We start from the raw sequence: 25,828 nt of genomic DNA, 5'->3' as shown, positions 1-25,828 counted from the left end.
TTGAGCCGAGGATCCATGCGACGCCCGTGACCGGTGGATGCTCGGGTCAGGCCCGAGCATGACGAAAGAGAGGAGCGGCGACTTTCTCAGCCGCACCTCAGCCTTCCAGCTCTTCCCGCAGCATTTCCAGTTCCAGCCATTCCTCTTCCATCTTCGTCAGCTGCTCGCGCAGCTTTTCCATCTCGGCGGCGAGTTTGTTGAAGGTTGCCGGGTCCTTGGTGAAGAGGGCGGGATCGGCCATCTTTGCCTCGCGGACGGCGATCTCCTTTTCCGTCTTCGCCATCTCCTTCGGCAGGTTTTCGAGCGCGAACTTCTGCTTGTAGGAGAGTTTTGCCTTGCCCTTGCTATCGGGTGACGCGGCCGTGGCTGTCTCGGCGGCCTTCGCCTTCTCGGCCTTTTCCGCCTTGCGCTTTTCTTCGATTGCGCCGCGACGCTGCGCCATCATGTCGGAATAGCCGCCGGCATATTCGATCCAGCGGCCGTCCGGATTTTCCGGGTCGGCGGGCGCGATGGTCGAGGTGACGGTGCGGTCGAGGAAGTCGCGGTCGTGGCTGACGAGCAGCACGGTGCCGGCAAAACCCGCGACGATTTCCTGAAGCAGGTCCAGCGTCTCGATGTCGAGGTCGTTGGTCGGTTCGTCGAGGATCAGCAGGTTGGTCGGCCGCGACAGGATGCGCGCCAGCATCAGGCGGGCGCGCTCGCCTCCGGACAGGTTGCGGATCGGCGTGCGGGACTGTTCGGGCTGGAACAGGAATTCCTTCATATAGCCGGTGACGTGGCGCTGCTCGCCGTTGACGATGAGCGTCTCGCCGCGGCCGTCCGTCAGATAATGGGCGAGTGTGTCGTCGAGGTTCAGGTCCTCGCGGCGCTGGTCGAGCGTGGCGATTTCCAAGTTGGTGCCGAGTTTGACCGTGCCGCTGTCCGGCTCCAACTGGCCGGTCAGCATCTTGAGCAGGGTGGTCTTGCCCGCGCCGTTCGGGCCGACGAGGCCGATGCAGTCGCCGCGATGCACGCGGATCGAGAAGGGCGCGACAATGGTGCGCTCGCCATAGGCCTTGGTGATCTTCTCCGCCTCGATGACCAGCTTGCCGGACTCCTGCGCGTCGGAGGCGCTGGCCTGCACGCTGCCCTGCGGGCCTTTGTGGCCGCGATAGCGTGCACGCAGGTCGTGCAGCGCACCGAGGCGGCGCATGTTGCGCTTGCGGCGTGCGGTCACGCCGTAGCGCAGCCAGTGTTCCTCGCGCTCGATCGCCTTGCCGAGCTTGTGCTGTTCCAGTTCTTCCGCCTCCAGCACCTCGTCGCGCCAGGCCTCGAAATGGCCAAAACCCCGGTTGAGGCGGCGGGACTGGCCGCGGTCGAGCCAGACGGTGGCGTTGGAGACCTTTTCCAGAAAACGCCGGTCATGCGAGATGACGACGAGGGCCGAGCGCGTCGATTGCAGCTCGCCTTCCAGCCATTCGATGGTCGGCAGATCGAGATGGTTGGTCGGCTCGTCGAGCAGCAGAATATCCGGCTCCGGCGCCATGACGCGGGCAAGGGCGGCGCGGCGGGCTTCGCCGCCCGACAGCGATTTCGGGTCCTCGCTGCCATCGAGGCCGAGATGTTCGAGCAGGTAGGTGACGCGGTAGGGATCGTCGCTCGGGCCGAGGCCCGATTCCGCGTAGGCCGCAACCGTGTCGTAGCCGTCGAAATCCGGCGCCTGGTGCAGGTAGCGGATGGTGGCGGACGGGTGGCGGAACACCTCGCCGGACTGCGCCTCGGCCAGGCCGGCGGCGATCTTCATCAGCGTCGACTTGCCCGAGCCGTTGCGGCCGACAAGCGAGATGCGGTCGCCGGGCTCCACCTGAAGGCTCGCGCCGGCCAGCAGCGGCGTGCCGCCGAAGCTGAGGAAGATGTCGTCGAGTTTGAGAATGGGCGGTGCCAAGGGTCAGGCTCCTGAATGGTCATAGGGCCGGGCGATCAGGATCGCGCGGCCGGAGGCGAGCGAAAGGCGGATTGTGCCTTCCGCGACGTTGGAAATGGTGCGGGATGCCCCGAACGGCAGGGAAAAATTCGTCAACGGATAGCGCACATTGCCGATATCGAGGCCGGCAAGCGGCGTCAGGCCGAGAACGGAGAACAGGCTGCCCTTCGGCAGGTCGATCGCGCGGCTGCCCGGCAGAAGCGGCCAGGCCTCTTCCTCGCCGGAGGTGAGCTTGATGGCAACCCCCTGTTCCTCCAGCGAAACGGCGTGGAGGAGGTGCATTAGGGCATGGTCGCTGCGTTCGCCGCCGAGCGCGCCGGCCAGCACGATGTGTCTTGCGCCGCGCTCGGTGGCGACGGAAACGGCGATCGCGCCATCCGTCTCGTTCTTGGCGGTGGGATAGGGTTGGCGCTCGACATCCGGCCAGGCGTCCAGCAGCTCGGGCGGCGTGGAATCGAAATCGCCGACCCAGATTTCCGGCGTGAGGCCAAGGGCCTTTGCATGTCGCATGCCGCCATCCGCAGCCACGACACGCGCGCCGGCGACGTCCGCGGCAAGCCGCGACGTCGGCTGGAGCGCGCCTCCGAGGAGGACGACGAAGGTCTGGTCTGTCGGTGCCGGCAAGGTCATGGCTGATGCCCTTAGCGCATGTTTCCGGGAAAGGGAAAGAATTTGGCGTTTTGTCCGTTCATCCTCGTGCTCCAGCGGAGATATCCACGCGGCGGCTTTTCCGCCCGTGGGTTTGCGAGAGCATCGGACGGGGCGCTGGGAGCTGCCTCGTAAGGTTTGGTATAGGTGACACCTCTCAGCGCCCCGTTCAGCGGTTTTTGCCTGCGACTTCGGTCTCTCTGGGAGGATGGGTCTATGGGAACGGTGGCGTGCCTTTCCATCGGAAAGCACCATACACGCCCTCAGACTTACGCTGCCGCAGCCATGGCTGCCGATCGGCACCGTCTTCCATCGCGCCGGGCAAACCGGGGTAAACCCCTCGGACGTCACCCGCGCCAAACCCGATCCCTTTGTGTGCCCCACAGGCACGCCCGCCGAATTTATCAGGGGAAATGGCAGGTCCGGTCCGACACCCCCGCCAAATCCCCCGGATCGCCGGAGGGAGACCATTTTCCGCAGGCCCTTGCGATGAAGGTGCACGTCCTTCCCGCATCACAAGCGCCGATCCCGCCTGACTGCCACGCCTGGCAGCGTATCCTTCGGCGGGATGGCAAGATTGTAGGCACGGATTCGGTGGGCGGGGAAAATGTCGGTTGAAAGCGGGGACGGTGGGGGACGTGCCGTGCGGCGTGGATCCTCGGGTCGAGCCTGAGGATGACGAAAGGAGAGGAGGGGCGGCCCTGGAAGCGACGGTATATCCGCACCCTGCATGCCGCACCCGCTGGGCTCCGTTTCGGTCGGCCCGTGACCTTTCCTCCCCACTGTCATCCTTAGCCCGAGGATGACGAAAGGAGAGGAGGGGCGGCCCTGGAAGCGACGGTATATCCGCACCCTGCATGCCGCACCGGCTGGTGCTCCGTTTCGGTCGGTCTGTGACCTTTCCTCCCCGCTGTCATCCTCGGGCTTGACCCGAGGATCCATGCGGCACGGCGCTCACCACAGATCCAGATACAAATCCCGCCAGTCCGGGTTCATCGCCTCGATCAACGCGATCTTCCATTGCCGATACCATCGTTTCAATGATTTTTCCCGCTGGATGGCCGTCCCGATGCTGTCGTGCTCCTCATACCAGACGAGGCGCGAGCAGCCATATGTCGAGGAGAAGCCGGGTGTCCGACCTTCCCGATGTTCGTGAATGCGCCGCTCCAGATCGGAGGTCACGCCGATATAGAGCGTGCCGTGCTTCTGGTTGGTGGTGATGTAGACATATCCCGCCATGCGGGAAATTTGAGGGATTGTGGATCCTCGGGTCAAGCCCGAGGATGACGAAAGGAGGGCGGGTGTGGCAGCAGGAAGCGGTGGCACGCGCTGCGCAGCCACATGCTCCACCGTGCTGCACCATGCTGCACCGCGCTCCTCCATGCTCCACCATGGTGCAGTATGCTGTGCCGTTCGTTTGGCCCTTGGCCTTTCCTCCCCGCTGTCATCCTCGGGCTCGACCCGAGGATCCATGCGGCATGGCACACGCCAAACAGCAAAAACCCGGATGCAGGGACATCCGGGTTTTCGGGGAGGTCAGTGGGTGGGCGGGTTATTTGCAGACCTTGATCTTCTTGATGATGACGTTGCCGTAGTAGTCGTAGGACTTGACCTTCTTGATGAAGCAGTAGGGCTTGTGGCCGTAGCTGTAGTAGCCGGCCTGGGAGGGGGCGGCGAAGGAAACGGCGGCGACGAGGGCAATGGTGGCGGAAACGATGATGTTGCGCATGGGTCTCTCCGATTTCTGGGGATGAGCCTCTCTCATCCGGTGACTGGACTTTCCCACAGGGCGCGGCCGTCCGCTGTTCCGCATGGAACAGGTCGATGCCGTGCCGTTTTGCGTCAACTCGCTCTCCCGCCCGCACAAGCCCTTGCGCACTGTCACAAGCGGGACTATGCCTTTTCCTGCTCTAACGGGGTGCTCTTGGGTTTTTTGACCCATGGGCTGAGAGGCGGTTTCGCCAACCCGAAGAACCTGATCCGGCTCGTACCGGCGGAGGGATTAGACGGCACAGTCCAGCGCCCTACTCCCGTTTTGTGACCAGACAAGGAGGCGCGGATGCGCATGAGACTTCTTTCCACGATCGCGGCACTCGCCGTTTCCCTTGCTGCGCCTGCAATGGCGCAGGACAAGACGCTGACGATCTACACCTATGAAAGCTTCGTTTCCGAATGGGGTCCCGGCCCGAAGGTCAAGGAAACCTTCGAAAAGACCTGCGGCTGCACGGTCGAATGGGTCGGCGTGGCCGACGGTGTCGAACTTTTGACGCGCCTGAAGCTGGAAGGCGAGGGCACGAAGGCCGATCTGGTGCTCGGCCTCGACACCAACCTGATTACCGAGGCAAAGGCGACCGGGCTGTTCGAGGCGCATGGCCTGACGCCCGAGGGGCTGACGGTGCCGGGCGGTTTTTCCGACGATACGTTTCTGCCCTATGATTACGGCCATTTCGCCGTCATCTACGACACGGAAACGGTGAAAAATCCGCCGACGAGCCTGAAGGAGCTGGTCGAGGGCGATGCCTCGCAGAAGATCGTCATCGAGGACCCGCGCACCTCGACGCCGGGGCTCGGCCTGCTGCTCTGGGTGAAATCGGTCTATGGCGACAAGGCGGGCGAGGCCTGGGGCACGCTCAAGAACCGCGTCCTGACAGTGACGCCAGGCTGGTCGGAGGCGTACGGCCTGTTCACCAAGGGCGAGGCGCCGATGGTGCTGTCCTACACGACCTCGCCGGCCTACCATGTGATCGCCGAAAAGTCGGAGCGCTACAAGGCGGCGGCCTTCTCCGAAGGGCACTATGTGCAGATCGAGGTGGCCGGCCTGACGCGCACCTCCGACGACAAGGACCTGGCGAAGCAGTTCCTGACCTTCATGACGGGACCTGACTTCCAGTCGATCATCCCGGAAACCAACTGGATGATGCCGGCCGCCAAGACGAAGGATCCGCTGCCGGCGGCCTTCGACGCGCTGGTCAAGCCGGAAAAGACCTTTCTGATGGCTTCCGACGAGGTGGCGGCGAACCGCAAGGCCTGGATCGACGAATGGCTGGCGGCGATGAGCGCCAAGTAACGTGATCTTCGCACGCGCCGAACGAAAGACATTGCGCGTCGCCGGGGGCCTTGCCCTCGGCGGCGTGTTTGCTTTCGTCGGCGTGGCGACGGCGATGCTGCTGGCGCATGCCGGCGGCGGCGATGCACCGCTGTTCGACGCCTATATCTGGCGCGTGGCGCAGTTCACCCTGATGCAGGCGGCGCTCTCGACTGCGCTTTCCATCCTGCTTGCCATTCCCGTCGCCCGCGCGCTGGCGCGGCAGCGGGACTTTTGGGGGCGGGTGTGGATCATCCGTCTCTCTGTGGTGCCGCTCGGGCTGCCGGCGCTGGTGGCGGCCCTCGGCGTCATCGAGGTCTGGGGGCGGCAGGGCGTGGTCAACGATCTGCTGCGGCTCGGCGGTCTGCAGAACCCGGTCAGCGTCTACGGGCTCGCCGGTATCCTGATTGCCCATGTCTTCTTCAACCTGCCGCTCGCCGCCCGCTTCCTGCTGGCGGCGCTCGACCGCATTCCGGCCGAATACTGGCTTTCGTCGGCCAATCTCGGCATGGGCGGCGGCGCCGTCTTCCGGCTGATCGAATGGCCGGTGATCCGGCGGGTGCTGCCGGGCATTGCCGGGCTCGTCTTCATGCTCTGCGTGACGAGCTTCACCATCGTGCTGACGCTCGGCGGCGGGCCGGCGGCGACAACGATCGAGGTGGCGATCTACCAGGCGCTGCGCTTCGATTTCGATCCGCAGCGCGCCGTGCTGCTGGCCTTCCTGCAGATTGCCGTGACGGCGGTGTTGCTCTGGCTCCTGTCGCTCTTCGCCCGCCCCCCGGAAGAAGGGGCGACGGCCGGACGCGCCATTCGCCGCTTCGACGGGCGCCGGCGGCGTCTTGCCGATGGGGTCGTCATTGTCGTCTTCACGCTGTTCACCGCCGCGCCGCTCGCCGCGACCCTTGCCGCGGGGCTGGCTGCGGATTTCGGGCGGCTGGCGCTTGATCCGCTGCTGCATCGGGCGCTTTTCACGAGCCTTGCGATCTCGTTTGCCTCCGCATGCCTTAGTCTTGCGATCGCCTTGCCGGTCGTGCTCGTGCCGCGGCTTGCGGAGGCGGGTGACGCGGGTGTTTCGACGCGGCTGATGGGCCGCGCGCTGCCGGCGGTCGGTTCGCTCATCCTGCTCGTGCCGCCCGTCGTCGTCGCGACCGGCTGGTTTCTGGTGCTGCGGCTGTTTGGCGAGACGGGGCGGTTCGCGCCGGCCGTCATCACCGTCATCAATGCGCTGATGGCGCTGCCCTTCGTGGTGCGCGTGCTGGAGCCGGCCTATCGCACGCATCTTGCCCGCACCGCGCGGCTGGCGCTCAGCCTTGGCGTCACGGGGATGCATCGCCTGCTATGGATCGACTGGCCGGCGCTCCGAAAACCGTTCCTGACGGCCTTTGCCTTCGCCATGGCGCTGTCGCTCGGCGATCTCGGCGCCGTCGCCATCTTCGGCGCCGAGGGTTTTGTCACGCTGCCCTGGCTGCTGTTCTCGCGCATGGCGAGCTATCGCACGGCGGATGCGGCGGGCATCGCGCTGATCCTCGGCGTGATATGCCTGGCCCTGACGCTGCCGTCGACTGCGCCGGAGCGCCCAACGGAAAGACCTGCCGCCGATGCCTGATACTGCCGTTCGCCTGACCGATGTCACCGTGCGCTTCGAGGATAAACGGCTGGCCTTCGATTGCGCCATTGCCGCGGGCGACGCGGTTGCCGTGGCGGGGCCATCGGGTGCGGGAAAATCGACGCTGTTCAACGTGATCGCCGGCTTCCAGACGCCGGCGACGGGCACGGTCAGCCTGCTGGGGCAGGACATGGCGGGGCGTGATCCGGCCGAGCGGCCCGTTTCGGTCATCTTTCAGGACAACAATCTCTTCGCGCATCTGTCGATCGCCGACAATGTCGGGCTCGGCATCCATCCGGGGCTGAAACTGGATACGGCGGGGCGGCAGAGCGTGGTTGCGGCGCTGTCGCGGGTCGGGCTTGGTGGTTTCGAGCGGCGCCTGCCCGGTTCGCTCTCCGGCGGCGAGCGGCAGCGTGTGGCGCTGGCCCGCGCGCTGGTGCGGCGCCGGCCGATCCTGTTGCTCGACGAGCCCTTTGCCGCACTCGATCCGGCCATGCGGGCGGACATGGCGAAGCTACTTCTGGAGCTTCGTGCCGAGACGAAGAGCACGATGCTGTTCATCACCCATCAGCCGGAGGATATCGGCCGGCTGGCGGACCGTGTGATGTTCCTGGAGGCCGGCGCGATCGTGCTCGACGAGCCGGTGCGCGACTTCCTTTCGCGACGGGAACCGCCGGGAGTTGCAAAATTCCTCGGTCATTCCACGCTTTAGCGGGAAAGGCGGTTTTTCGCAGGACGCGGACGCCACAATTTGGTCGCCCCCCTGTGTCACCGGAGCCACAAGGGAAGCGTTTGTCGAATCGGAGGTTGCCGGCCGGGTATGGTGCGTCTATCTCATCCTTTCGTGGACGCGAGGATCCATGTTCGGGCTGCACCGCAGGGTTGCCGTTCGGGCGCGGGCTCCGTCAGGGCTGTGGGCAAGGGAAATGGCGAAAGCAATGCAGGACACTGCAGTGGTATCCGGACGCGGGGTCTTCAGACCCATCGCGGCGCTGCTGCTGGCCGGCACGCTTTTGGCCGGCTGCCAGTCGATCATCGAACAGACCTATGAGCCGACGATCTCGCCGTCGTCCAATCCGCAGATCGTCGACGAGGTGCAGAAGAACGACCCGCGTGCGCAGATGGGCGCGCGCGAGCATCCGCGCATCGTCGCGAGCTATGGCGGGGAATACAAGGACGCCAAGACCGAGCGGCTTGTCGCGCGCATCACCGGCGCGCTGACGATCGTCTCGGAAAACCCGAACCAGTCCTACCGCATCACCATTCTCAATTCGCCGGCGATCAACGCGTTTGCGCTGCCGGGCGGTTATCTCTACGTGACACGCGGCCTGCTGGCGCTTGCCAATGACGCGTCGGAAGTGGCGGCGGTGCTGTCGCACGAAATGGCGCACGTCACCGCCAATCACGGCATCGAGCGGCAGAAGAAGGAAGAGGCCGAAGTCATCGCGAGCCGCGTGGTGGCGGAAGTGCTGTCCAGCAACATCGCCGGCAAGCAGGCGCTGGCGCGCGGGAAAATGCGCCTTGCCGCCTTCTCGCGCAACCAGGAACTCCAGGCCGACGTCATCGGCGTGCGCATGCTGGGCGAAGCGGGTTACGACGCTTATGCGGCGGCGCGTTTCCTCGATTCCATGGCGGCCTATGCGCGCTTCACGGCGGTCGACCCCGATTCCGACCAGAGCCTCGACTTCCTGTCGAGCCATCCGAACGCGCCGCAGCGCGTGGAACTGGCGCGGCTGCATGCGCGGGCCTTCGGTGCCGAGGGCACGGTGGGCGATCGCGGCCGCGACTATTACCTCGCCGGCATTGACGGCCTGCTCTACGGCGATGCGCCGGAAGAGGGCTATGTGCGCGGCCAGACCTTCTTGCATGGAAAACTCGGCATCCGCTTCGACGTGCCGGTCGGTTTCCAGATCGACAACAAGGCCGACGCGGTGCTGGCAACCGGCCCGGGCGACGTGGCGATCCGCTTCGACGGCGTGGCCGACAGCCGCGGGCAGGACCTGGTCAACTACATTTCGAGCGGCTGGGTGACCGGCCTCAAGCCCGAGACGATCCGGCCCATCACGATCAACGGCCTGGAGGGCGCGACCGCCAAGGCCGCCGCCGACCGCTGGGAGTTCGATGTCACGGTCGTGCGCATCGACAAGCAGATCTACCGCTTCCTGACGGCCGTGCCGGCGGGCTCGAAGGCGCTGGAACCCACGGCGGCAACGCTCAAGGGATCGTTCCGCAAGCTGACGCCGGCCGAAGTCGCCTCATTGAAGCCGTTGCGCATTCGCGTCATTGCCGCGCGCGCCGGCGATACCGTGGGGTCGCTCGCCGCGCGCATGATGGGCACGGACAGGAAGGTCGACCTGTTCCGGCTGATCAATGCCATGACGGCGACCAGCACGGTGCGGCCGGGCGAAAAGTTCAAGATTATCAGCGAGTGATTTCTCAGGCGCCGCGTTCGAGGCGTGCCCGGACGCCGGATCCCCGGATTTGACCCGAGGATCCGGCGGGCCGGCGCCTCACGCGTAGGCGAAATCCGTCGTCTTGCTCACCAGCACGGCTTTCAGCTTCTCCAGCGCGCGGTTTTCGATCTGGCGCACACGCTCCTTGGAAATGCCGAGCAGGATGCCGAGTTCTTCGAGCGTCGCGCCGTTTTCCGCAAGGCGGCGGGCGCGGATGATCTTCATCTCGCGCTCGTTAAGCTGGCCGAGGGCGGCGTGCAGCCAGTGGTGACGCCGTTCGCCATCGATGCTGCCTTCCGCCTGCTCGTCCGGCAGGGGGGCGTCGCTGGTGAGGAAGTCGAGGCGGCTGGAGCTTTCGCCTTCGGCAGACGAGATGGGCGCCTGAAGCGACAGGTCGGAGGAGGAAAGGCGCGCATCCATGGTGCGCACGTCGGCCGTGCTGACGCCAAGGGCTGCGGCGATCTCCTGGTGCATGGCTTCCGCCGTCAGATGGGTGTCACCCCGGGCGAGACGGGCGCGTAGGCGCCTGAGATTGAAGAACAGCGCCTTCTGCGCGGAGCTGGTGCCGCCGCGCACGATGGACCAGTTGCGCAGCACATAATCCTGGATCGAGGCGCGGATCCACCAGCTGGCATAGGTGGAAAAGCGCACCTGCCGCTCCGGCTCGAAGCGGGCGGCGGCTTCCAGCAGGCCGATATAGCCTTCCTGGACGAGGTCGCCGAGCGGCAGGCCGAAGTTGCGGAACTTGCCGGACATCGAAACGACCAGCCGCATATGCGCCATGGCGATGCGGTTGCGGGCTTCCTGATCCTTGTTGTCCTTCCAGGCGTGGGCGAGTGCCTGCTCTTCCTCCCGTTCGAGATAGGGGGCCGACATTGCAAGCTTGATCATGCGGCGGTCTGCGGTCGTCGTAGCCATGGGGTCTCTCCACGTGAACCGAACCGATGCAAGGAGGCCCGTTTCCGGCATTCGCCTTGCACCCTGCTTGATGATGACGTTTCAGAAAGACCGACGGTTCGCCCGAAAAACCGATTTCGAGAAATAAAGTGACTGGCGCAGCCGCGGCCGCCCGAAGCCGGTCGTCCTCGGCTTGCAAACGGCCACGCGGCAGAAAAGTTCCAAAGAAAAAGCCCGGCTGTTGCCAGCCGGGCTTTAAATTTGGAAGGTGCGCCCTAGATCAGGCCGCTTCGTCCTGGGAGTCGTCTTCTTCGATGGCCTTGCCGCGCTTCGGACCCTTGCTGAGGTTCGTCTCGACGAGGCGAACGGCTTCGGTTTCCGACATCTTGTTGACGGCTGCGATTTCGCGGGCCATGCGGTCAAGAGCGGCTTCATAGAGCTGACGCTCGGAATAGGACTGTTCCGGCTGGTTTTCGGCACGGTACAGGTCGCGCACGACCTCGGCGATCGAGATCAGATCGCCGGAATTGATCTTGGCATCATATTCCTGCGCGCGGCGCGACCACATGGTGCGCTTCACACGGGCCTTGCCCTGGACAACCTTCAGAGCGCGTTCGACGAAATCGGTCTCCGACAGTTTGCGCATGCCGATCGAAACGGCCTTGGCAACCGGCACCTTGAGACGCATCTTGTCCTTTTCGAAATCGATGACAAAAAGCTCAAGCTTCATGCCGGCGACTTCCTGCTCGTCGATGGCGACGATCTGACCGACGCCGTGAGCGGGATAGACGATCGATTCACCGGTCTTGAAGCCATGGCGCGTGGAAGATTTCTTCTGCTGGGTCGTCATTCTGTTCAAATACTCCCTGTTACGCTCCCGGCCGTGGCCGGGTGGGTCCGAGGACCCGGGAAAGACGGGGGCACCTTGGGGGTGTCACCACTCTGGTCCGTCCGACGACGCAAAATAGTCCCCAGCGACGCGATCACATGTGAGCAACCGAAGTTGCCTATGGGAGGTGAGCGACGTTGAGGGATCGTTTGCTTTCGTGGTGGTGTTCGGGCATGCGAAATGCCGCGATGTGGATCAGTATTCAGACCCTACCACAAAAAAGTGCCGAAATCAATAATTTGCTTCGCATGGGTCATCAAGCCTGCCCTATCGCTTTTTCGCGGGAGCATGCTTTTTTCCCCAGGTTCACTCGGCGGCTTGCGCGGGCCGGTGCGGTGTCGAAGGCCGGCATCCGCTGCGTCAGCGCGCCAACTTGTTGTTTTCCCGCACGGTGCAACAGCGGGTAAATGCGTTCCGGCGACCGGATGTCTCAGTCGCCCTGGCCGGGGTTCGGCGAGAAGAACTGCTCGTACTTGCCCTCGACGCCGTCCATTTCCTTGGCTTCCGGCATGGCGTCGCGCTTGACCGTGACGTTCGGCCAGATCGAGGCGAACTCGGTATTGATCTTCAGCCACTTGTCGAGGCCTGGCTCGGTGTCCGGCTTGATCGCCTCGGCAGGACATTCGGGCTCGCAGACGCCGCAGTCGATGCACTCGTCGGGATGGATGACGAGAAAATTCTCACCCTCATAGAAGCAGTCGACAGGGCAAACTTCGACGCAGTCCATGTATTTGCAGCGAATGCAGTTGTCGGTCACGACATACGTCATGAGTCACTCCAGAGTAGTCATAAGGCGGCGGAGCCGTCCGCTCCCGCAGATCCTGTCACGCGATCGGCCTGCCGGACGGGAATGCCGCGCATGCGCAGGCTGTCCGGAGGCTGAGGTAAAGGCTTTGGGGGCGCTTTGCAAGGGTAATACATGCGCCGGCCGGCGCATGCGAGGTATAGAATTCTAATCCTCGTCCTTGCCGGAAAAACCATGCAGGCGGTCTGTTTCCCGGCGTTCCCGCTTGGTCGGCCGGCCGGCGCCGCGCTCGCGTGTCGCCTGTTCGTAGAACGAGCGTTCCTCGCGCGGCGGCGGGGGCGGCGTCATGTCGCTGTAGAGGTGGCGGGCTTCCTCATAGGGGCCGCGGCGCTCGCCGGGTTGAAGCACCTTGACGACCATGTCCTGCCGGTCGAGCGAGAGTGTGATCACGTCGCCCGGACGCACCATGTGCGAGGGCTGGCGGACCGCCACGCTGTTGATGCGGACATCGCCCGCCTCGACGGATTTCGCCGCAAGCGAGCGGGATTTGCGCAGGCGCGCAAAGAACAGCCACTTGTCGATGCGCTGTCGCGCCTGACCTGCTGGCTGTTCCTCGTGTCGCGCCATCGCTTACTTCTTCATCTGCTCCTTGAGCGCAGCGAGCTTTGCGAAGGGTGAATCCGGGTCGATCGGCTTTTCCTTGCGGGGCGGCCGGGCCTCGAATTTCGCCTGCTGCGGCTTGGCCGCGCGATCGTTGCGCTCGCCGCGATCCGGGCGATTGCCGCCCTGCGGCTTTCCGTCGCGGCCCTTGTTCTGGTCCGGACGGCCACGACCGCCGTCACGACGGTCGCCGCGCTCGCCTTGACGGTCGCCGCGTTCACCGGCCGGCTGGTTGCGATGCCGCTCGCCGCCGCGGCGTTCGCCGTTGTTGCGATCACCCTGGCGTTCGCCGCCATGGCGCTGGCCCTGGCGCTGGTTGTTGTCGTGGCGCGAGCCCGGGCGCCAGAGCAGGACGGGCTTGGCTTCGACCGGCTCGCCCTCGGCGACGGTTTCTGCTGCGACCGGCGTTTCTGCGGCGGCCTCGGCAACGGCGGCCGGCGCCTGCTCGGCGGCTGCAGCCGGTGCTTCGCCGTCGGCGTCCGATGCGTCGGCGTCGTGTTCGTCCGTCGTCTCGCTTGTGGCTTCAGCCGTCTCGGCGGTCGCGTCCGCCGGTTCGGCGGCGGTAGCAGCAGCGGCGGGGGCCTGCGCGGCGAGGAAGGCGGCGGCTTCTTCCGGCTTCACGCTATCGGCGCGGTAGCCGAGACCCTTGAGGATCTCTTCCATGTCGTCCGGCGTCGCGCCCAGGATGGACAGCATCGCGGTCGTCGCCGTGAAGCGGCGGCCGTCATAGGCGCCTTCCGGACGCGGCGTGCCTGGCTTCCACTGCAAGAGCGGGCGGATAAGATCGGCGAGGCGCTCGAGAATATCGATGCGCACGGCGCGCTTGCCGAGGAAACGGAAGCCGGCGAGCTTGTAGAAGGCGCGCTCGAATGCCGGATCGGTGACAACCGAGGTGCGGCCAGCGGCCAGCACCGGAATGAGGTCGCCGTAACCCGGCTTGTCGAGGCCGTCGTTCTTCAGCGCCCAGAGCAGGGTGATGAGTTCGGCCGGCGCCGGCTTCAGCAGTGCCGGCATGAAGATGTGGTAGGCGCCGAAGCGGATGCCGTGCTTGCGCATGGAAGCGCGGGCATCCTGGTCGAGCGACTTGACGTCGTCGGCGACATCGCGGCGGAACAGCACGCCGAGGCTTTCGACGAGCTGGAAGGCGAGACCCTTGGCAAGGCCCTGCAGGTCTTCCGCGCGCGACAGGTCGTCGAGTGGCTTCAGTACGGTGGCGATGTGATGGTTCACGAAACGCTCGATGCGGGCGGCGACGTGGTCGCGCGCATTGCCGGTCAGCTGCTCGTCGGCAAGCAGGATGACGCGCGGGCGCATGATGTGATCGGAAGCGGCCAGACGCGCGACGGGATCGCCGAGCCAGCGCACGGTGCCGTCGGAGCCGAGCGCGAGGTCGGCATTGCCGGCCGCATGCAGGCGCGCAGCACGGGCCTCGAACTCCAGCGCAAGCGCCTTCTGCGCGGCAGCCTGCACGGCCTTCGCATCGGGACCTTCCGTACCGGAGACGAGCGTGAACCGGAAACCGGCCAACTGCCCGACATGATGTCCTTCTACGAAGACATCGCCATTCACACTGATTTCAGCTTCCAACATCGCATTCTCTCTCAGGCGCTTCATGAGCACAGATGTCCTGCGATCAACAAAGCGTTTCGTCAACCGTTCATGTAGCGCATCGGACAATCGGTCTTCGATTTCCCGCGTCTTTTCCTGCCAGTGTGTCGGATCGGCAAGCCATCCGGGCCGATTCGACACATAGGTCCACGTCCTTATCTGCGCGATTCGCGCCGAAAGCGTGTCGATTTCACCGTCTGTTCTGTCAGCCCGGCGGACCTGATCGGCCATGAAATCTTCGTTAACCGTACCGCGCTTTACGAGGTCCGCATAGAGCGTCGAAATCAGGTCGGCGTGCTGGGCAGGCGTGATGCGGCGATAGTCGGGAAGCGCGCAGGCCTCCCACAGTTTCTGCACGCGCTCGGGCGTCGTGGCGAGATCGCGCACGTCCGGATACCGCGACAGATGTTCGAGCGCCTGCTGGTCGACGGCGGGCAGCGCCCGCGTCAGGCCGGCGATCGGCGGCGGGGCGTCGAGCGACTTGCGCAGGCTGACCAGCGACGCATAATCGAAGCGCGTGGTGCGCCATTGCAGCACTTTGACGGGGTCGAACTGGTGCGTCTCGATGCGTTTGACCAGTTCGTCGTCGAAGGGATCGACGCGGCTGGTGACGCCGAAAGTGCCGTCGCGCAGATGCCGGCCGGCGCGGCCGGCGATCTGGGCGAGTTCGGCGGGATTGAGGTTGCGGAACTGGTAGCCGTCGAACTTGCGGTCCTGCGCGAAGGCGACGTGGTCGACATCGAGGTTGAGGCCCATGCCGATGGCGTCGGTGGCGACGAGATATTCGACATCGCCCGCCTGATAGAGCGCGACCTGGGCGTTGCGGGTGCGCGGCGAGAGCGCGCCGAGCACGACCGCGGCGCCGCCGCGCTGGCGGCGGATCAGCTCGGCGATCGCATAGACCTCGTCGGCGGAAAACGCGACGATGGCGGTGCGCTGCGGCAGGCGGGTGATCTTCTTCGAGCCGGCATAGAAGAGCTGCGAGAGGCGCGGCCGTTCGACGACGTGGATGCCGGGCAGCAATTGCTCAAGGATCGGCTTCATGGTGGCCGCGCCAAGCAGCAGCGTCTCGTCGCGGCCTCTCAGATGCAGCACCCGATCGGTGAAGATATGGCCGCGCTCGAGATCGCCGGCGAGCTGCACCTCGTCGATCGCCACGAACGAGGCGCGCGTCTCGCGCGGCATGGCCTCCACCGTGCAGACCGAAAAACGCGCCATATGCGGCGTGATCTTCTCCTCGCCGGTGACGAGCGCCACATTGTGCTCCCCGACCTTCTCGACCAGACGCGTATAGACTTCGCGCGCCAGGAGCCGCAGAGGCAGGCCGATAATGCCCGACTCGTGCGCCACCATGCGCTCGATTGCGTAGTGGGTCTTGCCCGTATTGGTCGGGCCGAGCACCGCGGTGACCCCGCGGCCGCTCAAGATCATGGGTGCTTGCGACAAGTCACATACCGGTTGTTTCAACGCTCGCCGGACGCATCCGGCAGGCAACAGATGCCCATCGGGGCGGGGAATGGCAAGGGGGGAGGCGAAAAGCGGCAATTTTCCACGTCATTCGCCGGCTCATGGAACAGGCGCGGAACGAAACGGCGACGAATCGCTGACTCGGGTGGATTCAGGGTTTGTTCACCACAATGGGTGGACGAAGTCTCCGAACGAGCCGCTAAATACTGAATCGTACCGAGGATTAACGCGGGACGGCTTTGCGCCGAATGCGCCATTCAATCTACGTAGGAATATTCCCAACTAATTGGGATTGTCCGTTAAATACGTAGTGGAGAAATTGAATTCCTGCTTGATAAAAAAACGAGCCAAACTCTGCATGATTCTTGAAGCGTTTAACAGGCGACGAGACTCCTCAGCTCGATCAGGATCCGAGGGAAAGTCTCGGGCAGCATGTGCGGTTGCCACACGGCAGTTGTGGTAGACATACGTCCCGATGTCGACTTGTTCTAACTGACGGTCCGCTTCAAACGCTTTTAATGCACTTTCAAGGACGGCCGGTTCAATATCAGGGAAGACAGCATTAACCCACTCAGTCACTTTCTTCTTAGTGTCATAGCGGGTCTCGAAAACTCGAAAAAAGCTAAGGACTGAGTGGCTTGCCAATCCTACCGAGTAGGCATTCAAGGCATCTCGGTAGTAGGCTAAGCACCGCAATAAATTTTCATCAGTTGGGAGCGTTCGATAGAAATACCATTCGTTAATGGTAGTAGACGCCAAATTTTTCTTTGGCACGGGTGCAGGAACGGGACTACCCGACCAACCTTCATGAAGCGACGCTGGTTGGTCATTACACCAGCTCATCACGCTCAACATCCGGTTAATTAGTGTTGCCGCTGCGTCTTGCGACATGCGTTCCTGAATCAGGTCGATGCTGACGGAATGCGAATTATCTTTCGTCTTTGGGAATAAAATCAAATGGTGCCCACCAAATTCCATTCTTGTTGGTTCTTTGGGCCAAGTGACCTGCGTGTCCGCCCGTAAATTCAAGAACCTCGATGATTGCCGAGCTCCAAGCTTTCTATGAAACGCAGCCTTCTCCTCCTCTGTCTCATACTCACGCCAATCGGTTTTAAACGGCCGGTCTAGTTGGCGCGAAATTGACACCGTACGAGAAAGATCTCGGAAGATTTTTGCTCCAAATGACCTTTCGACCGCTGTTAGTTTGTCCAGCCTGTCGTGGTCATATTTATTTTCTGCTCCCTCGTTGAAAAGGCTTAAAGCGTACTTGGAAACGAATGAGACCGTTCTGGTTTTATCTTTGTTTCTGAATCGGAGTGTCGCCGCGAATTCATCGGAGGTGAAATCCTGCTCAACAGACAAGGTGAGACGTAGGAGACCAGTGCCGTCATCGTCAGTGCTGACAAGAATAGCAACTGCGTCTTGCAAATTTGCCGCATTGCGAAATGATGCATTAATCCCGCCTACCGGTCGTAAATCGCCCAGAATAAGCGAGACATGGCCAGCATAACCAGATGAATAATGGGCAAAGCCGAGGATGGCATTTGCAATCTGTTTGTTAGAAATTCTGACACCAGCATTCTCTCGGCCTTGAGGCAGCAGGTTGTATCTCCTTAAACTTTCAAAACGTTCTTTAGTTTGATCAAGCGTGCCACGTTCAGCAAGCCTATCGTGCAGCCAAATCATTAGATCGCGCGCATACATATGTGTATACCCTCACCCTCGAGTCGAGTTGAAGGTCCTTACCTACTGGGAGTGCTTCGAACCTAAAAAGCCTTGATTCCAGTTGTTCTGTATCCAGACGTTACAGTTCTTGGTCACGCCAAATGGTCGTGCAGTTCCGCCCCATCCCAGCTGCCGCCCGATTCGTAGAGCGGGAAGACCTCTTCGGTGATGTAGGGGCCGCCGCCGACGGATTCCTTGGAGGACATCAGCACGAAGCGGTTCACCGTGAAGGTGTTGGTGTAGAAGTTGCCGCGACCGGTGAGGTAGTGGGCGACGTCTTCGGTTCGGGCGTTGCGCAGCCTTGCCAGCGTGACGTGGGGGGTGAATTTGCGCGGGTCGGCGGGCAGGCCGAGGCGCTGGCAGATGCGCTCGATTTCCGCCTGGAGGGCGTACATTTCCGGGGCCTGGGTGACGCCGGCGAAGACGGAATGGGGTTTCTTCGAACCGAAGGAACCGATGCCGGACAAAGCGAGCTGGAATTCCGGGCGCTCGATGCGGTCGAGCCTGTCGACCACCTCGTCGGCGGTGCGGCCGTCGATATCACCGATGAAGCGCAGGGTGATGTGGAAGTTCTCGACGTCTATCCAGCGGGCTCCGGGAAGGCCGCCTCTCAACAATGAGAGGCTCATCGCCGCGTTGCGCGGCACTTCGAGGGCGACGAAAAGTCTCGGCATGGCGACCTCTCCACTCTGGAATGTACCGTCAGCGAATCACGCAACGGTTTTTTACGCAACCCTTATTTCGCACCCGCGAAAACTACTCCCCCGCTGTGATGGATTTGAGGAAGGTCTCCGTGGCCGGAAGCATGGTCCTGACCATGACGTCGACGCCCTCGCTGTTCGGATGCATGCCGTCCTCAAGCTGGAGGTTGGCATGGGTCACCACGCCGTCGAGGAAAAACGGATAGAGCGCCACGCCGTGTTTATCGGCCATGCGCTGGTAGATGCCGTTGAAGCGTTCGCCGTAGTCCGGGCCCATGTTCGGGGGCGCCATCATGCCGGCGAGCAGCACGGCGATGCCGCGCTCCTTCAAACGGGTCAGCATGGCGTCGAGGTTCTTTTCCGTCTGTTCCGGCGGAATACCGCGCAGCGCGTCGTTGGCGCCGAGCTCGAGGATGACGCCCTTCGTGCCGTCCGGGATCGACCAGTCGAGGCGGGCAAGGCCGCCCGATGAGGTGTCGCCGGAAACCCCGGCATTGGCGATCTCGACGTCAAAACCCTTTTCGCGCAGCGCGGCCTCCAGCTTCACCGGAAAGGCGTCCGAGGCGGGAAGCTGGTAGCCGGCCATCAGGCTGTCGCCGAAGCCGACGAGCTTGATCGGCTCCGCAAGCGCGCTGCCGGCGGATAACAAAGCTGTGATTGCAAGTGAGGCGAAAATCGAAAGCGCCGCTTTAAACGACATAGTGCTGATCCTAGATTGCTGGCATTCCAGTTGTTCTAAGAAACATATAGGGCAGAATTCCTTGGCCAAAACCATCATCGACCTCAAAAATGCCGATCTCACCCTCGGAAGGGCCGCCGCCTCCGTGCATGTGTTGAAGGGGATAGGCCTGTCGATCGATGCGGGCGAATCGGTCGGCATCGTCGGGCCTTCGGGGTCCGGCAAGTCGACGCTCTTGATGGTGCTGGCCGGGCTGGAGCGGCTCGACAGCGGCGAGATCCATATCGATGGTGCCGGCCTGCATGGCATGAGCGAGGACCAGGTGGCGGATTTCCGCGGCCGCAATATCGGCATCGTCTTCCAGTCCTTCCACCTCATTCCCAACATGACGGCGCTGGAAAACGTCGCGGTGCCGCTGGAGCTTGCCAATGTGCGCGATGCCTTCGAGATTGCGCGCCGCGAACTGACGGCCGTCGGGCTCGGCGAGCGCCTGTCGCACTATCCCGGCCAGCTTTCCGGCGGCGAGCAGCAGCGCGTGGCGATTGCGCGCGCGCTGGCGCCGGCGCCAAAATTGTTGATCGCCGACGAGCCGACCGGCAATCTCGACACCGAGACCGGCCGGCAGATCGCCGACCTCTTGTTTGCCAAGCAGGCCGAGCGCGGCACGACGCTGGTGCTGGTGACGCATGATCCGTCGCTCGCCGCCCGGTGCAGCCGGCAGGTCGCCATGCGCTCCGGCGAGATCGTGTCCGGCGCCGCACCGATCAAGGCGACGCTGGCCGTGGTGCCGGCATGAGGGTCGGCGCGATCCTGCGACAGTTTCCGCTGGCGATCCGCCTGGCGCTGCGCGAGATGCGCGGCGGCCTGAAGGGGTTTTACATTTTCCTCGCCTGTATCGCGCTGGGTACGGCGGCGATTGCCGGCGTCAATTCCGTGTCGAGCGCCATCACGCAGGCGATCGCCTCGCAGGGGCAGACGCTGCTGGCCGGCGACGTGCGCTTTGAATTCAACAACCGCTTTGCCACACCGGAAGAGTTGAAGCATTTCCAGGGGCTTGGCGATGTGTCGCTGTCCACCGGGCTGCGCTCCATGGCGCGCCTGCCTGACGGTTCCGACCAGACGCTGGTGGAGGCGAAGGGCGTCGATGGCGCCTATCCGCTCTACGGCACGCTGGAAACCTTGCCGCAGCAGCCGGCGAGCCAGCTGTTCGCCAAGCAGGGCGAGGCTTTTGGCGCCATCGTGGCGCCGCTGCTGCTCGACCGGCTGGGCATTGCCGTCGGCGACGAGATCCTGCTCGGCACGGCGAAGCTCAAGGTTACGGGCACGCTGCTGCGCGAGCCCGATGCGGTGTCGGAAGGTTTTGGCTTTGCGCCGCGCCTGATGCTGTCGGAAGAGGCCTTGCAGGCGAGCGGCCTGGTGCAGACCGGCAGTCTGGTGGAAAATGCCTATCGCGTCCGTCTGGCCGATCAGGACGTGGCGCTTGCGAAGGTCCGGGCGGACGCCACCAAGGCTTTCCCGAAGGCCGGCTGGTCGATCCGCACCGCCAACAGCGCCGCACCCTCGCTGACCACCAACATCACCCGCTTCTCGCAATTCCTGACGCTGGTCGGCCTGACAGCTTTGATCGTCGGCGGCGTCGGCGTGGCCAATGCCGTGCGGGCCTATCTCGATTCCAAGCGCTCGGTGATCGCGACCTTCAAGTGCCTCGGCGCGCCGGCTTCGCTGGTGGCCTTGGTCTACCTGACGCAGATCGCGCTGATCGCGGCCGTCGGCATCCTGCTCGGCCTTGTCGCCGGGGCGCTGATGCCCATGGTGGCGATGCAGTTCCTCGATGGCGTGCTGCCGGTGCCGGCGGAGGCGACGCTCTATCCGTCCGCCCTGTTGATCGCCGCCGTCTTCGGCCTGCTGACGGCGCTCGCCTTCGCGATCATGCCGCTCGGCCATGCCCGCGAGGTGCCGGCGACCGCGCTGTTTCGCGAGCAGGGTTTCGAGGCCGGCCGTCTGCCGAGTTGGCCCTATGTGCTGGGGGCGGCGATCTTTCTTGCCGCACTGGCGGGGCTCGCCATCTTCACGGCCTATGACCGGTACATCGCGCTGGTCTTCCTCGGCGCCATCGCCTTCGCCTTCGTGGTGCTCCGCGTCGTGGCGATGCTGATAACGGCGCTCGCCAAGCGCAGCCCGCGGGTCAATTCGCCCTCGCTGCGCCTCGCTATCGGCAATATCCACCGGCCGGGGGCGTTGACCTCGTCCGTCGTGCTGTCGCTCGGGCTTGGTCTGGCGCTGCTCGTCACGCTGACGCTGATCGACGGGAACCTCCGCCGCGAACTCACCGGCAATCTGCCGGAGCGCGCGCCGAACTTCTTCTTCGTCGATATCCAGGGCAGCGAACTCGACGGGTTCCGGCAGGTGCTGCAAACCAACATGCCTGATGGCAAGATCATCGAGGTGCCGATGCTGCGCGGCCGCGTCATGGAGCTGAACGGCGTCGATGTGGCCAAGGTCAAGGTGCCGCCGGAAGGCCAATGGGTGCTGCGCGGCGACCGCGGCATTACCTATGCCAAGCGCACGCCGGAAAATTCGACGCTCGCCGAGGGCGACTGGTGGCCGGAGGACTATTCCGGCGAGCCGCTCGTCTCGTTTGCGGCGGAGGAGGGGCGCGAGCTTGGACTGAAGATCGGCGATACCGTGACCGTCAACGTGCTCGGCCGCAACATGACCGCGCGCATCGCCAACTTCCGCAATGTCGAGTGGGAATCGCTGTCGATCAACTTCGTCATGGTGTTCTCGCCCAACACCTTTGCCGGCGCGCCGCATGCGTGGCTGGCCACGGTGATCGATCCGTCGGCGACGGCGGAGCAGGAGGCGGCGACGCTGAAGGCGGTCACCAACGCCTATCCGACCGTCACCAGCGTGCGCGTCAAGGATGCGCTCGACGTGGTCAACGAGCTGGTCGGGCAGCTCGCGACGGCGATCCGTGCCGCCGCCGCCGTGGCGCTGATCGCCTCCATCCTCGTGCTGGCCGGGGCGCTTGCCGCGGGCAACCGGGCGCGCGTGCACGATGCGGTCGTCCTGAAGACGCTGGGCGCCACGCGCGCTACGCTGATCCGCGCCTTCAGCTACGAATATCTGATGCTGGGGCTGGCGACCGCGATCTTCGCGCTGTTTGCCGGCGGCGTGGCGGCCTGGTTCGTGGTGAGCCGCATCATGACGCTGCCGTCGAGCTTCCTGCCGGATGTCGCCGTCATGACGGTGGTGACGGCGCTGGTCATGACCGTCGGCATCGGCCTTGCCGGGACCTGGCGCATTCTGGGGCAGAAGGCGGCGCCGGTGCTGCGCGAGCTTTGAAATTGCAGGACCTTCGGCGCACTCAAGGGTCGCGGGTCTTGTGCGAGACACAATTCATGCGCATATTTATCACAGGCAAGCTGGAACCCCGCAGCGGTTGCCTGGACCCCGCAAGCGCGCCGAACGATCGGCGCGAATAAGCGGGAGCCCGACACCGTCAATACAGGGGGCTTGATCCAAGAGGAAAACATGGCTGATCTTCGCAACTACCAGACCCGAACGGCCAATACCGGCGCTCAGGCCGGTGCCGCCATCGACGAGGGCCTTCGCGCCTATATGCTCCGGGTCTACAACCTGATGGCCTTCGGTCTCGCGATCACCGGTCTCGTGGCGTATTTCGCCTCGCAGGCCGCCTTCGCCGACGGCCAGCTGACCGCGTTCGGTCAGGCGATCTATGTGAGCCCGCTGAAGTGGGTCGTCATGCTCGCCCCGCTGGCGCTGGTCTTCTTCCTGAGCTTCCGCATCCACACGATGAGCGTTTCGGCCGCGCAGGCGACCTTCTGGGTCTATGCCGGCCTGATGGGCCTGTCGCTGTCGTCGATCTTCCTGATCTACACCGGCGCCAGCATCGCGCAGACCTTCTTCGTCTCGGCCGCCGCCTTCGGCGCGCTGTCGCTGTTCGGCTACACGACGAAGCGCGACCTCTCCGCGATGGGCTCGTTCCTGGTGATGGGCCTGTTCGGCCTGATCATCGCCTCGCTCGTCAACCTGTTCCTGCAGTCCTCGGCGCTCGATTTCGCGATCTCGGCGATCGGCGTGCTGGTCTTCGCCGGCCTGACGGCCTGGGACACGCAGAAGATCAAGGAAATGTACTTTGAAGCCGACGACGTCGCCGTGGCCGGCCGCAAGGCCATCATGGGCGCGCTGACGCTCTACCTCGACTTCATCAACCTCTTCCTGTTCCTGCTGCGCTTCCTCGGCAACCGCGAGTAACGCCGGCAGCCGGATGGCTGATCATGAAACCCCGCCGGAGACGGCGGGGTTTTTCGTTTTGGCGCGCTGGTGCGCGTGGCGTGGATCCTCGGGTCGAGCCCGAGGATGACGAAAGAAGAGAAGCGGAAGATCAAAGAGGCCGCGCGTCGTTCCGCATCGTTCGATGTGTCCGTCGCCACCGCCTTCCCTCCGTCATCCTCAGGCTCGACCCGAGGATCCACTCTGCGCCGCGCGCCGCGTGTGTCTTCCCGCAACCAAACGTGATTATCCGCATTCATTGACGTTTTTACGCGTTCATGCGCATTCTCGCCCAATCGTGCATGATTTGGTGGTGCAATGTCGCAGGAACTTCTTCTCGGGGAACGGCAGGATCTCATCCGCACGCGGCTCGATCTTTCGGGGCGGGTGATTGCGGCGGCGCTGGCGCAGGAGCTTGGCGTGTCGGAGGACACGATCCGGCGGGACCTGCGCGAGATGGCGGCTTCGGGCCTCTGCCGCCGGGTTTATGGTGGCGCGTTGCGCATCACCCAGTCGCAGACCTCGATGAAGGAGCGCATGGCGATCGGCGGCGCGCGCAAGGCCGCGCTGGCGCAAACCGCCGCCGGGCTCATTCCCGCGGGCTCCACCGTGTTTCTCGATTCAGGCAGCACCAACCTGGCGCTGGCCCGTGCCCTGCCGGCCGGCAGCGACCTGACGGTGGCCACCAATGCACCGGCGATTGCGGCAATCCTGCTCGAGCGCGACATCGCAACCATCCAGCTTGGCGGATTGATCGACCCGGGGGTCGGGGGTGCCATCGGCGCGAAGGCGATGCGGGATGCCGAAGCATTGTGCCCGGATATCCTCGTGCTCGGCGTCTGCGGTATCGATCCGGATGCGGGCATCACCGCCTATACGTTCGAGGACGCCGAGTTCAAGCGTTTCGTCGCCTCGCGCAGCAAGCTGGTGCTGGTGACCTTCACGAACGACAAGCTTTCCATCGCCGCGCCCTATTCGGTCGTGCCGCTGTCGCGCGTGGCGCGCGCCGTCGTCGAGGCGGATGCCGACGAAACGGACGTCGCGGCGCTGGCCGCGACCGGTATCGAAATCCTTCGGGCCGGCTGAGCGCCTGCCATCCAGACTCCCGAAAATGGACCTCCCATGACCATGCCCGACCATGCCCTTGCCGGCAAATCCTTCGCCAAGACCTATTTTCCGTCGACGCGGCTTGCCGTCTCCGGCCTCTTCCTGCTGAACGGCACCTTTGCCGGCGCCTGGGCGCCGAAGATCCCGGAATTCGCAAGCCGCCTCGATCTTTCCGAATCCGGGCTCGGCCTGATGATCATGTGCTTCGGCATCGGCTCGCTGGTGCTGATGCCGATCGCCGGCATCCTGATCGCCCATTACGGCACGACGCGCACGGTGAAGGGGGCGACGATCCTCTTCCTCTCCACCATGCTGCTGCTGTCCATCGCGCCGAACATTCCGGTCGGCGCTGTCGCGATCTTCTTCTTCGGCGGGTTGATGGGGGCGATGGACGTCGCCATGAACGGCAATGCGGTCGAGGTGGAGAAATCCATGCGCCGCGCCATCATGTCGTCCTGCCACGCCTTCTGGAGCCTTGGCGCCTTCATCGGGGCAACGACCGGCGGTTTCCTGATCGAGCGGCTCGGCGTGATGGGCCATGCGGGCCTGCTCACCGCGATCGCTGCCGTCGCACTCGTGTTCATCTGGCCCTTTGTCCTGCACGATGCGCCGCATCCGAACGAGGAACGCCAGAAGGTGCGCCTGCCGATGACGCTGCTGCCCTGGCTGATCGGCGTCATGGCGCTGTTTTCCATGGCACCGGAAGGCGCGATCCTCGACTGGGGCGCGCTCTACATGCGCGACGAGCTTGGTGCCTCGCTGGCGCTCTCGGGCTTCGCCTTCGGTGCGTTCTCGCTGACCATGGCCGTCATGCGCTTTGCCGGCGACCATGTGCGCGACCGGTTCGGCGCGGTGAAGACGCTGCGCTTCTGCACCGTGATGGCGATCATCGGCATGGTCACCGCCGGCCTGGCGCCCAATGCCTATGTCGCGGTGGTGGGTTTTGCGATCTGCGGGGTTGGCATTTCCAACATGGTGCCGATCGCCTTTTCCGCCGCCGGCAACCTGCCCGGCTTCGCGCAGGGCGTGGCGCTGTCGGTCGCGACCATCATGGGCTATTCCGGCTCGCTGTTTGCACCCTCCATCATCGGCTTCATTGCCGAACACACGGGTTTCGCCATCATCTTCGCCCTGCTGCCGGTGCTGTTCATCGTCGTGCTGCTGCTCTCGCACCATGCGGTGCATGCGGATGTGCGCGACCATCGCTGATCGCAAAAGGTCGCGCGGCGATCAAATCGTCGCGCGTCCCGGCCCTTGCAGTTGACAAGCCCCCTTTCCTGATCCACCTGAGGGCAAAGG

The 25,828-nt window shown here is 64.0% G+C and carries 21 protein-coding genes and 1 riboswitch; of the genes, 9 read left to right on the top strand and 12 right to left on the bottom strand.

Annotation, left to right across the window (positions count from 1 at the left end):
* Positions 1-97: 97 nt before the first annotated feature.
* The 4 genes from GR138_RS20915 to GR138_RS20900 form a co-directional block, all read right to left on the bottom strand.
* Positions 98-1,924 (bottom strand): ABC-F family ATP-binding cassette domain-containing protein, encoded by a 1,827-nt coding sequence (locus tag GR138_RS20915; RefSeq protein ID WP_160861206.1) that lies wholly within the window; start codon positions 1,922-1,924, stop codon positions 98-100.
* 3 nt (positions 1,925-1,927) lie between these two features.
* On the bottom strand, positions 1,928-2,593 hold the full coding sequence (locus tag GR138_RS20910; protein WP_160861205.1) for a thiamine diphosphokinase: 666 nt from the start codon (positions 2,591-2,593) through the stop codon (positions 1,928-1,930).
* 972 nt (positions 2,594-3,565) lie between these two features.
* Entirely contained in the window at positions 3,566-3,850 is a 285-nt protein-coding gene (locus tag GR138_RS20905) for a GIY-YIG nuclease family protein (protein WP_160861204.1), read from the bottom strand.
* A 313-nt stretch (positions 3,851-4,163) separates the two neighbouring features.
* Positions 4,164-4,340, bottom strand: coding sequence for a hypothetical protein (locus tag GR138_RS20900; RefSeq protein ID WP_160861203.1), 177 nt, complete (start codon positions 4,338-4,340; stop codon positions 4,164-4,166).
* 175 nt (positions 4,341-4,515) lie between these two features.
* Positions 4,516-4,630: riboswitch (TPP riboswitch) on the top strand.
* 40 nt (positions 4,631-4,670) lie between these two features.
* Here GR138_RS20900 and thiB point away from each other — a divergent pair.
* The 4 genes from thiB (at position 4,671) to GR138_RS20880 (ending at position 9,734) form a co-directional block, all read left to right on the top strand.
* A complete protein-coding gene (gene thiB, locus GR138_RS20895; protein WP_160861202.1) occupies positions 4,671-5,678 on the top strand; it encodes a thiamine ABC transporter substrate binding subunit in 1,008 nt (335 codons plus the stop codon).
* 4 nt (positions 5,679-5,682) lie between these two features.
* Positions 5,683-7,302 (top strand): thiamine/thiamine pyrophosphate ABC transporter permease, encoded by a 1,620-nt coding sequence (gene thiP, locus GR138_RS20890; RefSeq protein ID WP_420853695.1) that lies wholly within the window; start codon positions 5,683-5,685, stop codon positions 7,300-7,302.
* On the top strand, positions 7,295-8,014 hold the full coding sequence (thiQ, locus tag GR138_RS20885; protein ID WP_160861201.1) for a thiamine ABC transporter ATP-binding protein: 720 nt from the start codon (positions 7,295-7,297) through the stop codon (positions 8,012-8,014). The genes thiP and thiQ overlap by 8 nt, the downstream gene beginning before the upstream one ends.
* Positions 8,015-8,240: 226 nt before the next feature.
* The gene (locus GR138_RS20880) at positions 8,241-9,734 is read left to right on the top strand and encodes a M48 family metalloprotease (RefSeq protein ID WP_160861200.1); all 1,494 of its coding nucleotides are present in this window, start codon (positions 8,241-8,243) and stop codon (positions 9,732-9,734) included.
* A gap of 78 nt (positions 9,735-9,812) precedes the next feature.
* On the opposite strand, the gene GR138_RS20875 is transcribed toward GR138_RS20880, so the two are convergent.
* From GR138_RS20875 to GR138_RS20840, 8 genes are all read right to left on the bottom strand, one after another.
* On the bottom strand, positions 9,813-10,673 hold the full coding sequence (locus tag GR138_RS20875) for an RNA polymerase factor sigma-32 (RefSeq protein ID WP_160861199.1): 861 nt from the start codon (positions 10,671-10,673) through the stop codon (positions 9,813-9,815).
* 259 nt (positions 10,674-10,932) lie between these two features.
* Positions 10,933-11,502, bottom strand: a complete 570-nt coding sequence (locus GR138_RS20870; RefSeq protein WP_069060701.1) for a CarD family transcriptional regulator — start codon at positions 11,500-11,502, stop codon at positions 10,933-10,935.
* Positions 11,503-11,971: 469 nt separating this feature from the next.
* Positions 11,972-12,310, bottom strand: coding sequence for a ferredoxin FdxA (gene fdxA, locus GR138_RS20865; RefSeq protein ID WP_069060702.1), 339 nt, complete (start codon positions 12,308-12,310; stop codon positions 11,972-11,974).
* A gap of 183 nt (positions 12,311-12,493) precedes the next feature.
* Positions 12,494-12,913: an RNA-binding S4 domain-containing protein gene (locus tag GR138_RS20860; protein WP_160861198.1), complete on the bottom strand. Its 420-nt coding sequence runs from the start codon at positions 12,911-12,913 to the stop codon at positions 12,494-12,496.
* 3 nt (positions 12,914-12,916) lie between these two features.
* A complete protein-coding gene (locus tag GR138_RS20855) occupies positions 12,917-15,985 on the bottom strand; it encodes a helicase-related protein (RefSeq protein ID WP_160861197.1) in 3,069 nt (1,022 codons plus the stop codon).
* A 318-nt stretch (positions 15,986-16,303) separates the two neighbouring features.
* Positions 16,304-17,725: a methylamine utilization protein MauJ gene (gene mauJ / locus GR138_RS20850; RefSeq protein WP_160861196.1), complete on the bottom strand. Its 1,422-nt coding sequence runs from the start codon at positions 17,723-17,725 to the stop codon at positions 16,304-16,306.
* A gap of 113 nt (positions 17,726-17,838) precedes the next feature.
* The gene (thpR, locus tag GR138_RS20845; RefSeq protein WP_160861195.1) at positions 17,839-18,420 is read right to left on the bottom strand and encodes an RNA 2',3'-cyclic phosphodiesterase; all 582 of its coding nucleotides are present in this window, start codon (positions 18,418-18,420) and stop codon (positions 17,839-17,841) included.
* Between the two features lie 82 nt (positions 18,421-18,502).
* Positions 18,503-19,147: an arylesterase gene (locus GR138_RS20840; protein WP_160861194.1), complete on the bottom strand. Its 645-nt coding sequence runs from the start codon at positions 19,145-19,147 to the stop codon at positions 18,503-18,505.
* A 61-nt stretch (positions 19,148-19,208) separates the two neighbouring features.
* On the opposite strand from GR138_RS20840, the gene GR138_RS20835 reads away from it, so the two are divergent.
* From GR138_RS20835 to GR138_RS20815, 5 genes are all read left to right on the top strand, one after another.
* Positions 19,209-19,922: an ABC transporter ATP-binding protein gene (locus tag GR138_RS20835; protein WP_160861193.1), complete on the top strand. Its 714-nt coding sequence runs from the start codon at positions 19,209-19,211 to the stop codon at positions 19,920-19,922.
* Positions 19,919-22,471, top strand: coding sequence for an ABC transporter permease (locus GR138_RS20830; protein WP_160861192.1), 2,553 nt, complete (start codon positions 19,919-19,921; stop codon positions 22,469-22,471). Before GR138_RS20835 ends, GR138_RS20830 begins: the two co-directional genes overlap by 4 nt.
* Positions 22,472-22,660: 189 nt before the next feature.
* Complete coding sequence (locus tag GR138_RS20825; RefSeq protein ID WP_160861191.1) at positions 22,661-23,404, top strand: Bax inhibitor-1/YccA family protein; 744 nt, start codon at positions 22,661-22,663, stop codon at positions 23,402-23,404.
* A 336-nt stretch (positions 23,405-23,740) separates the two neighbouring features.
* Entirely contained in the window at positions 23,741-24,508 is a 768-nt protein-coding gene (locus GR138_RS20820) for a DeoR/GlpR family DNA-binding transcription regulator (RefSeq protein WP_160861190.1), read from the top strand.
* Between the two features lie 42 nt (positions 24,509-24,550).
* Positions 24,551-25,738 carry an MFS transporter gene (locus GR138_RS20815; protein ID WP_246200619.1) on the top strand — a complete coding sequence of 396 codons (1,188 nt, stop codon included), beginning with the start codon at positions 24,551-24,553 and terminating at the stop codon, positions 25,736-25,738.
* Positions 25,739-25,828 lie beyond the last annotated feature (90 nt).

Source organism: Shinella kummerowiae (genome assembly GCF_009827055.1).
Taxonomy (GTDB): Bacteria; Pseudomonadota; Alphaproteobacteria; order Rhizobiales; family Rhizobiaceae; genus Shinella; species Shinella kummerowiae.
This window is presented reverse-complemented; position numbering and strand designations above follow the sequence as displayed.

What these genes read in the sequence shown, in the direction of transcription:
- GR138_RS20910 (WP_160861205.1), bottom strand. Translation starts at nt 2,593, where the DNA reads ATGACCTTGCCGGCACCGACAGACCAGACCTTCGTCGTCCTCCTCGGA.
- GR138_RS20905 (WP_160861204.1), bottom strand. Translation starts at nt 3,850, where the DNA reads ATGGCGGGATATGTCTACATCACCACCAACCAGAAGCACGGCACGCTC.
- GR138_RS20900 (WP_160861203.1), bottom strand. Translation starts at nt 4,340, where the DNA reads ATGCGCAACATCATCGTTTCCGCCACCATTGCCCTCGTCGCCGCCGTT.
- thiB (WP_160861202.1), top strand. Translation starts at nt 4,671, where the DNA reads ATGCGCATGAGACTTCTTTCCACGATCGCGGCACTCGCCGTTTCCCTT.
- thiQ (WP_160861201.1), top strand. Translation starts at nt 7,295, where the DNA reads ATGCCTGATACTGCCGTTCGCCTGACCGATGTCACCGTGCGCTTCGAG.
- GR138_RS20880 (WP_160861200.1), top strand. Translation starts at nt 8,241, where the DNA reads ATGCAGGACACTGCAGTGGTATCCGGACGCGGGGTCTTCAGACCCATC.
- GR138_RS20875 (WP_160861199.1), bottom strand. Translation starts at nt 10,673, where the DNA reads ATGGCTACGACGACCGCAGACCGCCGCATGATCAAGCTTGCAATGTCG.
- GR138_RS20870 (WP_069060701.1), bottom strand. Translation starts at nt 11,502, where the DNA reads ATGACGACCCAGCAGAAGAAATCTTCCACGCGCCATGGCTTCAAGACC.
- fdxA (WP_069060702.1), bottom strand. Translation starts at nt 12,310, where the DNA reads ATGACGTATGTCGTGACCGACAACTGCATTCGCTGCAAATACATGGAC.
- GR138_RS20860 (WP_160861198.1), bottom strand. Translation starts at nt 12,913, where the DNA reads ATGGCGCGACACGAGGAACAGCCAGCAGGTCAGGCGCGACAGCGCATC.
- GR138_RS20855 (WP_160861197.1), bottom strand. Translation starts at nt 15,985, where the DNA reads ATGATCTTGAGCGGCCGCGGGGTCACCGCGGTGCTCGGCCCGACCAAT.
- mauJ (WP_160861196.1), bottom strand. Translation starts at nt 17,725, where the DNA reads ATGTATGCGCGCGATCTAATGATTTGGCTGCACGATAGGCTTGCTGAA.
- thpR (WP_160861195.1), bottom strand. Translation starts at nt 18,420, where the DNA reads ATGCCGAGACTTTTCGTCGCCCTCGAAGTGCCGCGCAACGCGGCGATG.
- GR138_RS20840 (WP_160861194.1), bottom strand. Translation starts at nt 19,147, where the DNA reads ATGTCGTTTAAAGCGGCGCTTTCGATTTTCGCCTCACTTGCAATCACA.
- GR138_RS20830 (WP_160861192.1), top strand. Translation starts at nt 19,919, where the DNA reads ATGAGGGTCGGCGCGATCCTGCGACAGTTTCCGCTGGCGATCCGCCTG.
- GR138_RS20825 (WP_160861191.1), top strand. Translation starts at nt 22,661, where the DNA reads ATGGCTGATCTTCGCAACTACCAGACCCGAACGGCCAATACCGGCGCT.
- GR138_RS20820 (WP_160861190.1), top strand. Translation starts at nt 23,741, where the DNA reads ATGTCGCAGGAACTTCTTCTCGGGGAACGGCAGGATCTCATCCGCACG.
- GR138_RS20815 (WP_246200619.1), top strand. Translation starts at nt 24,551, where the DNA reads ATGCCCGACCATGCCCTTGCCGGCAAATCCTTCGCCAAGACCTATTTT.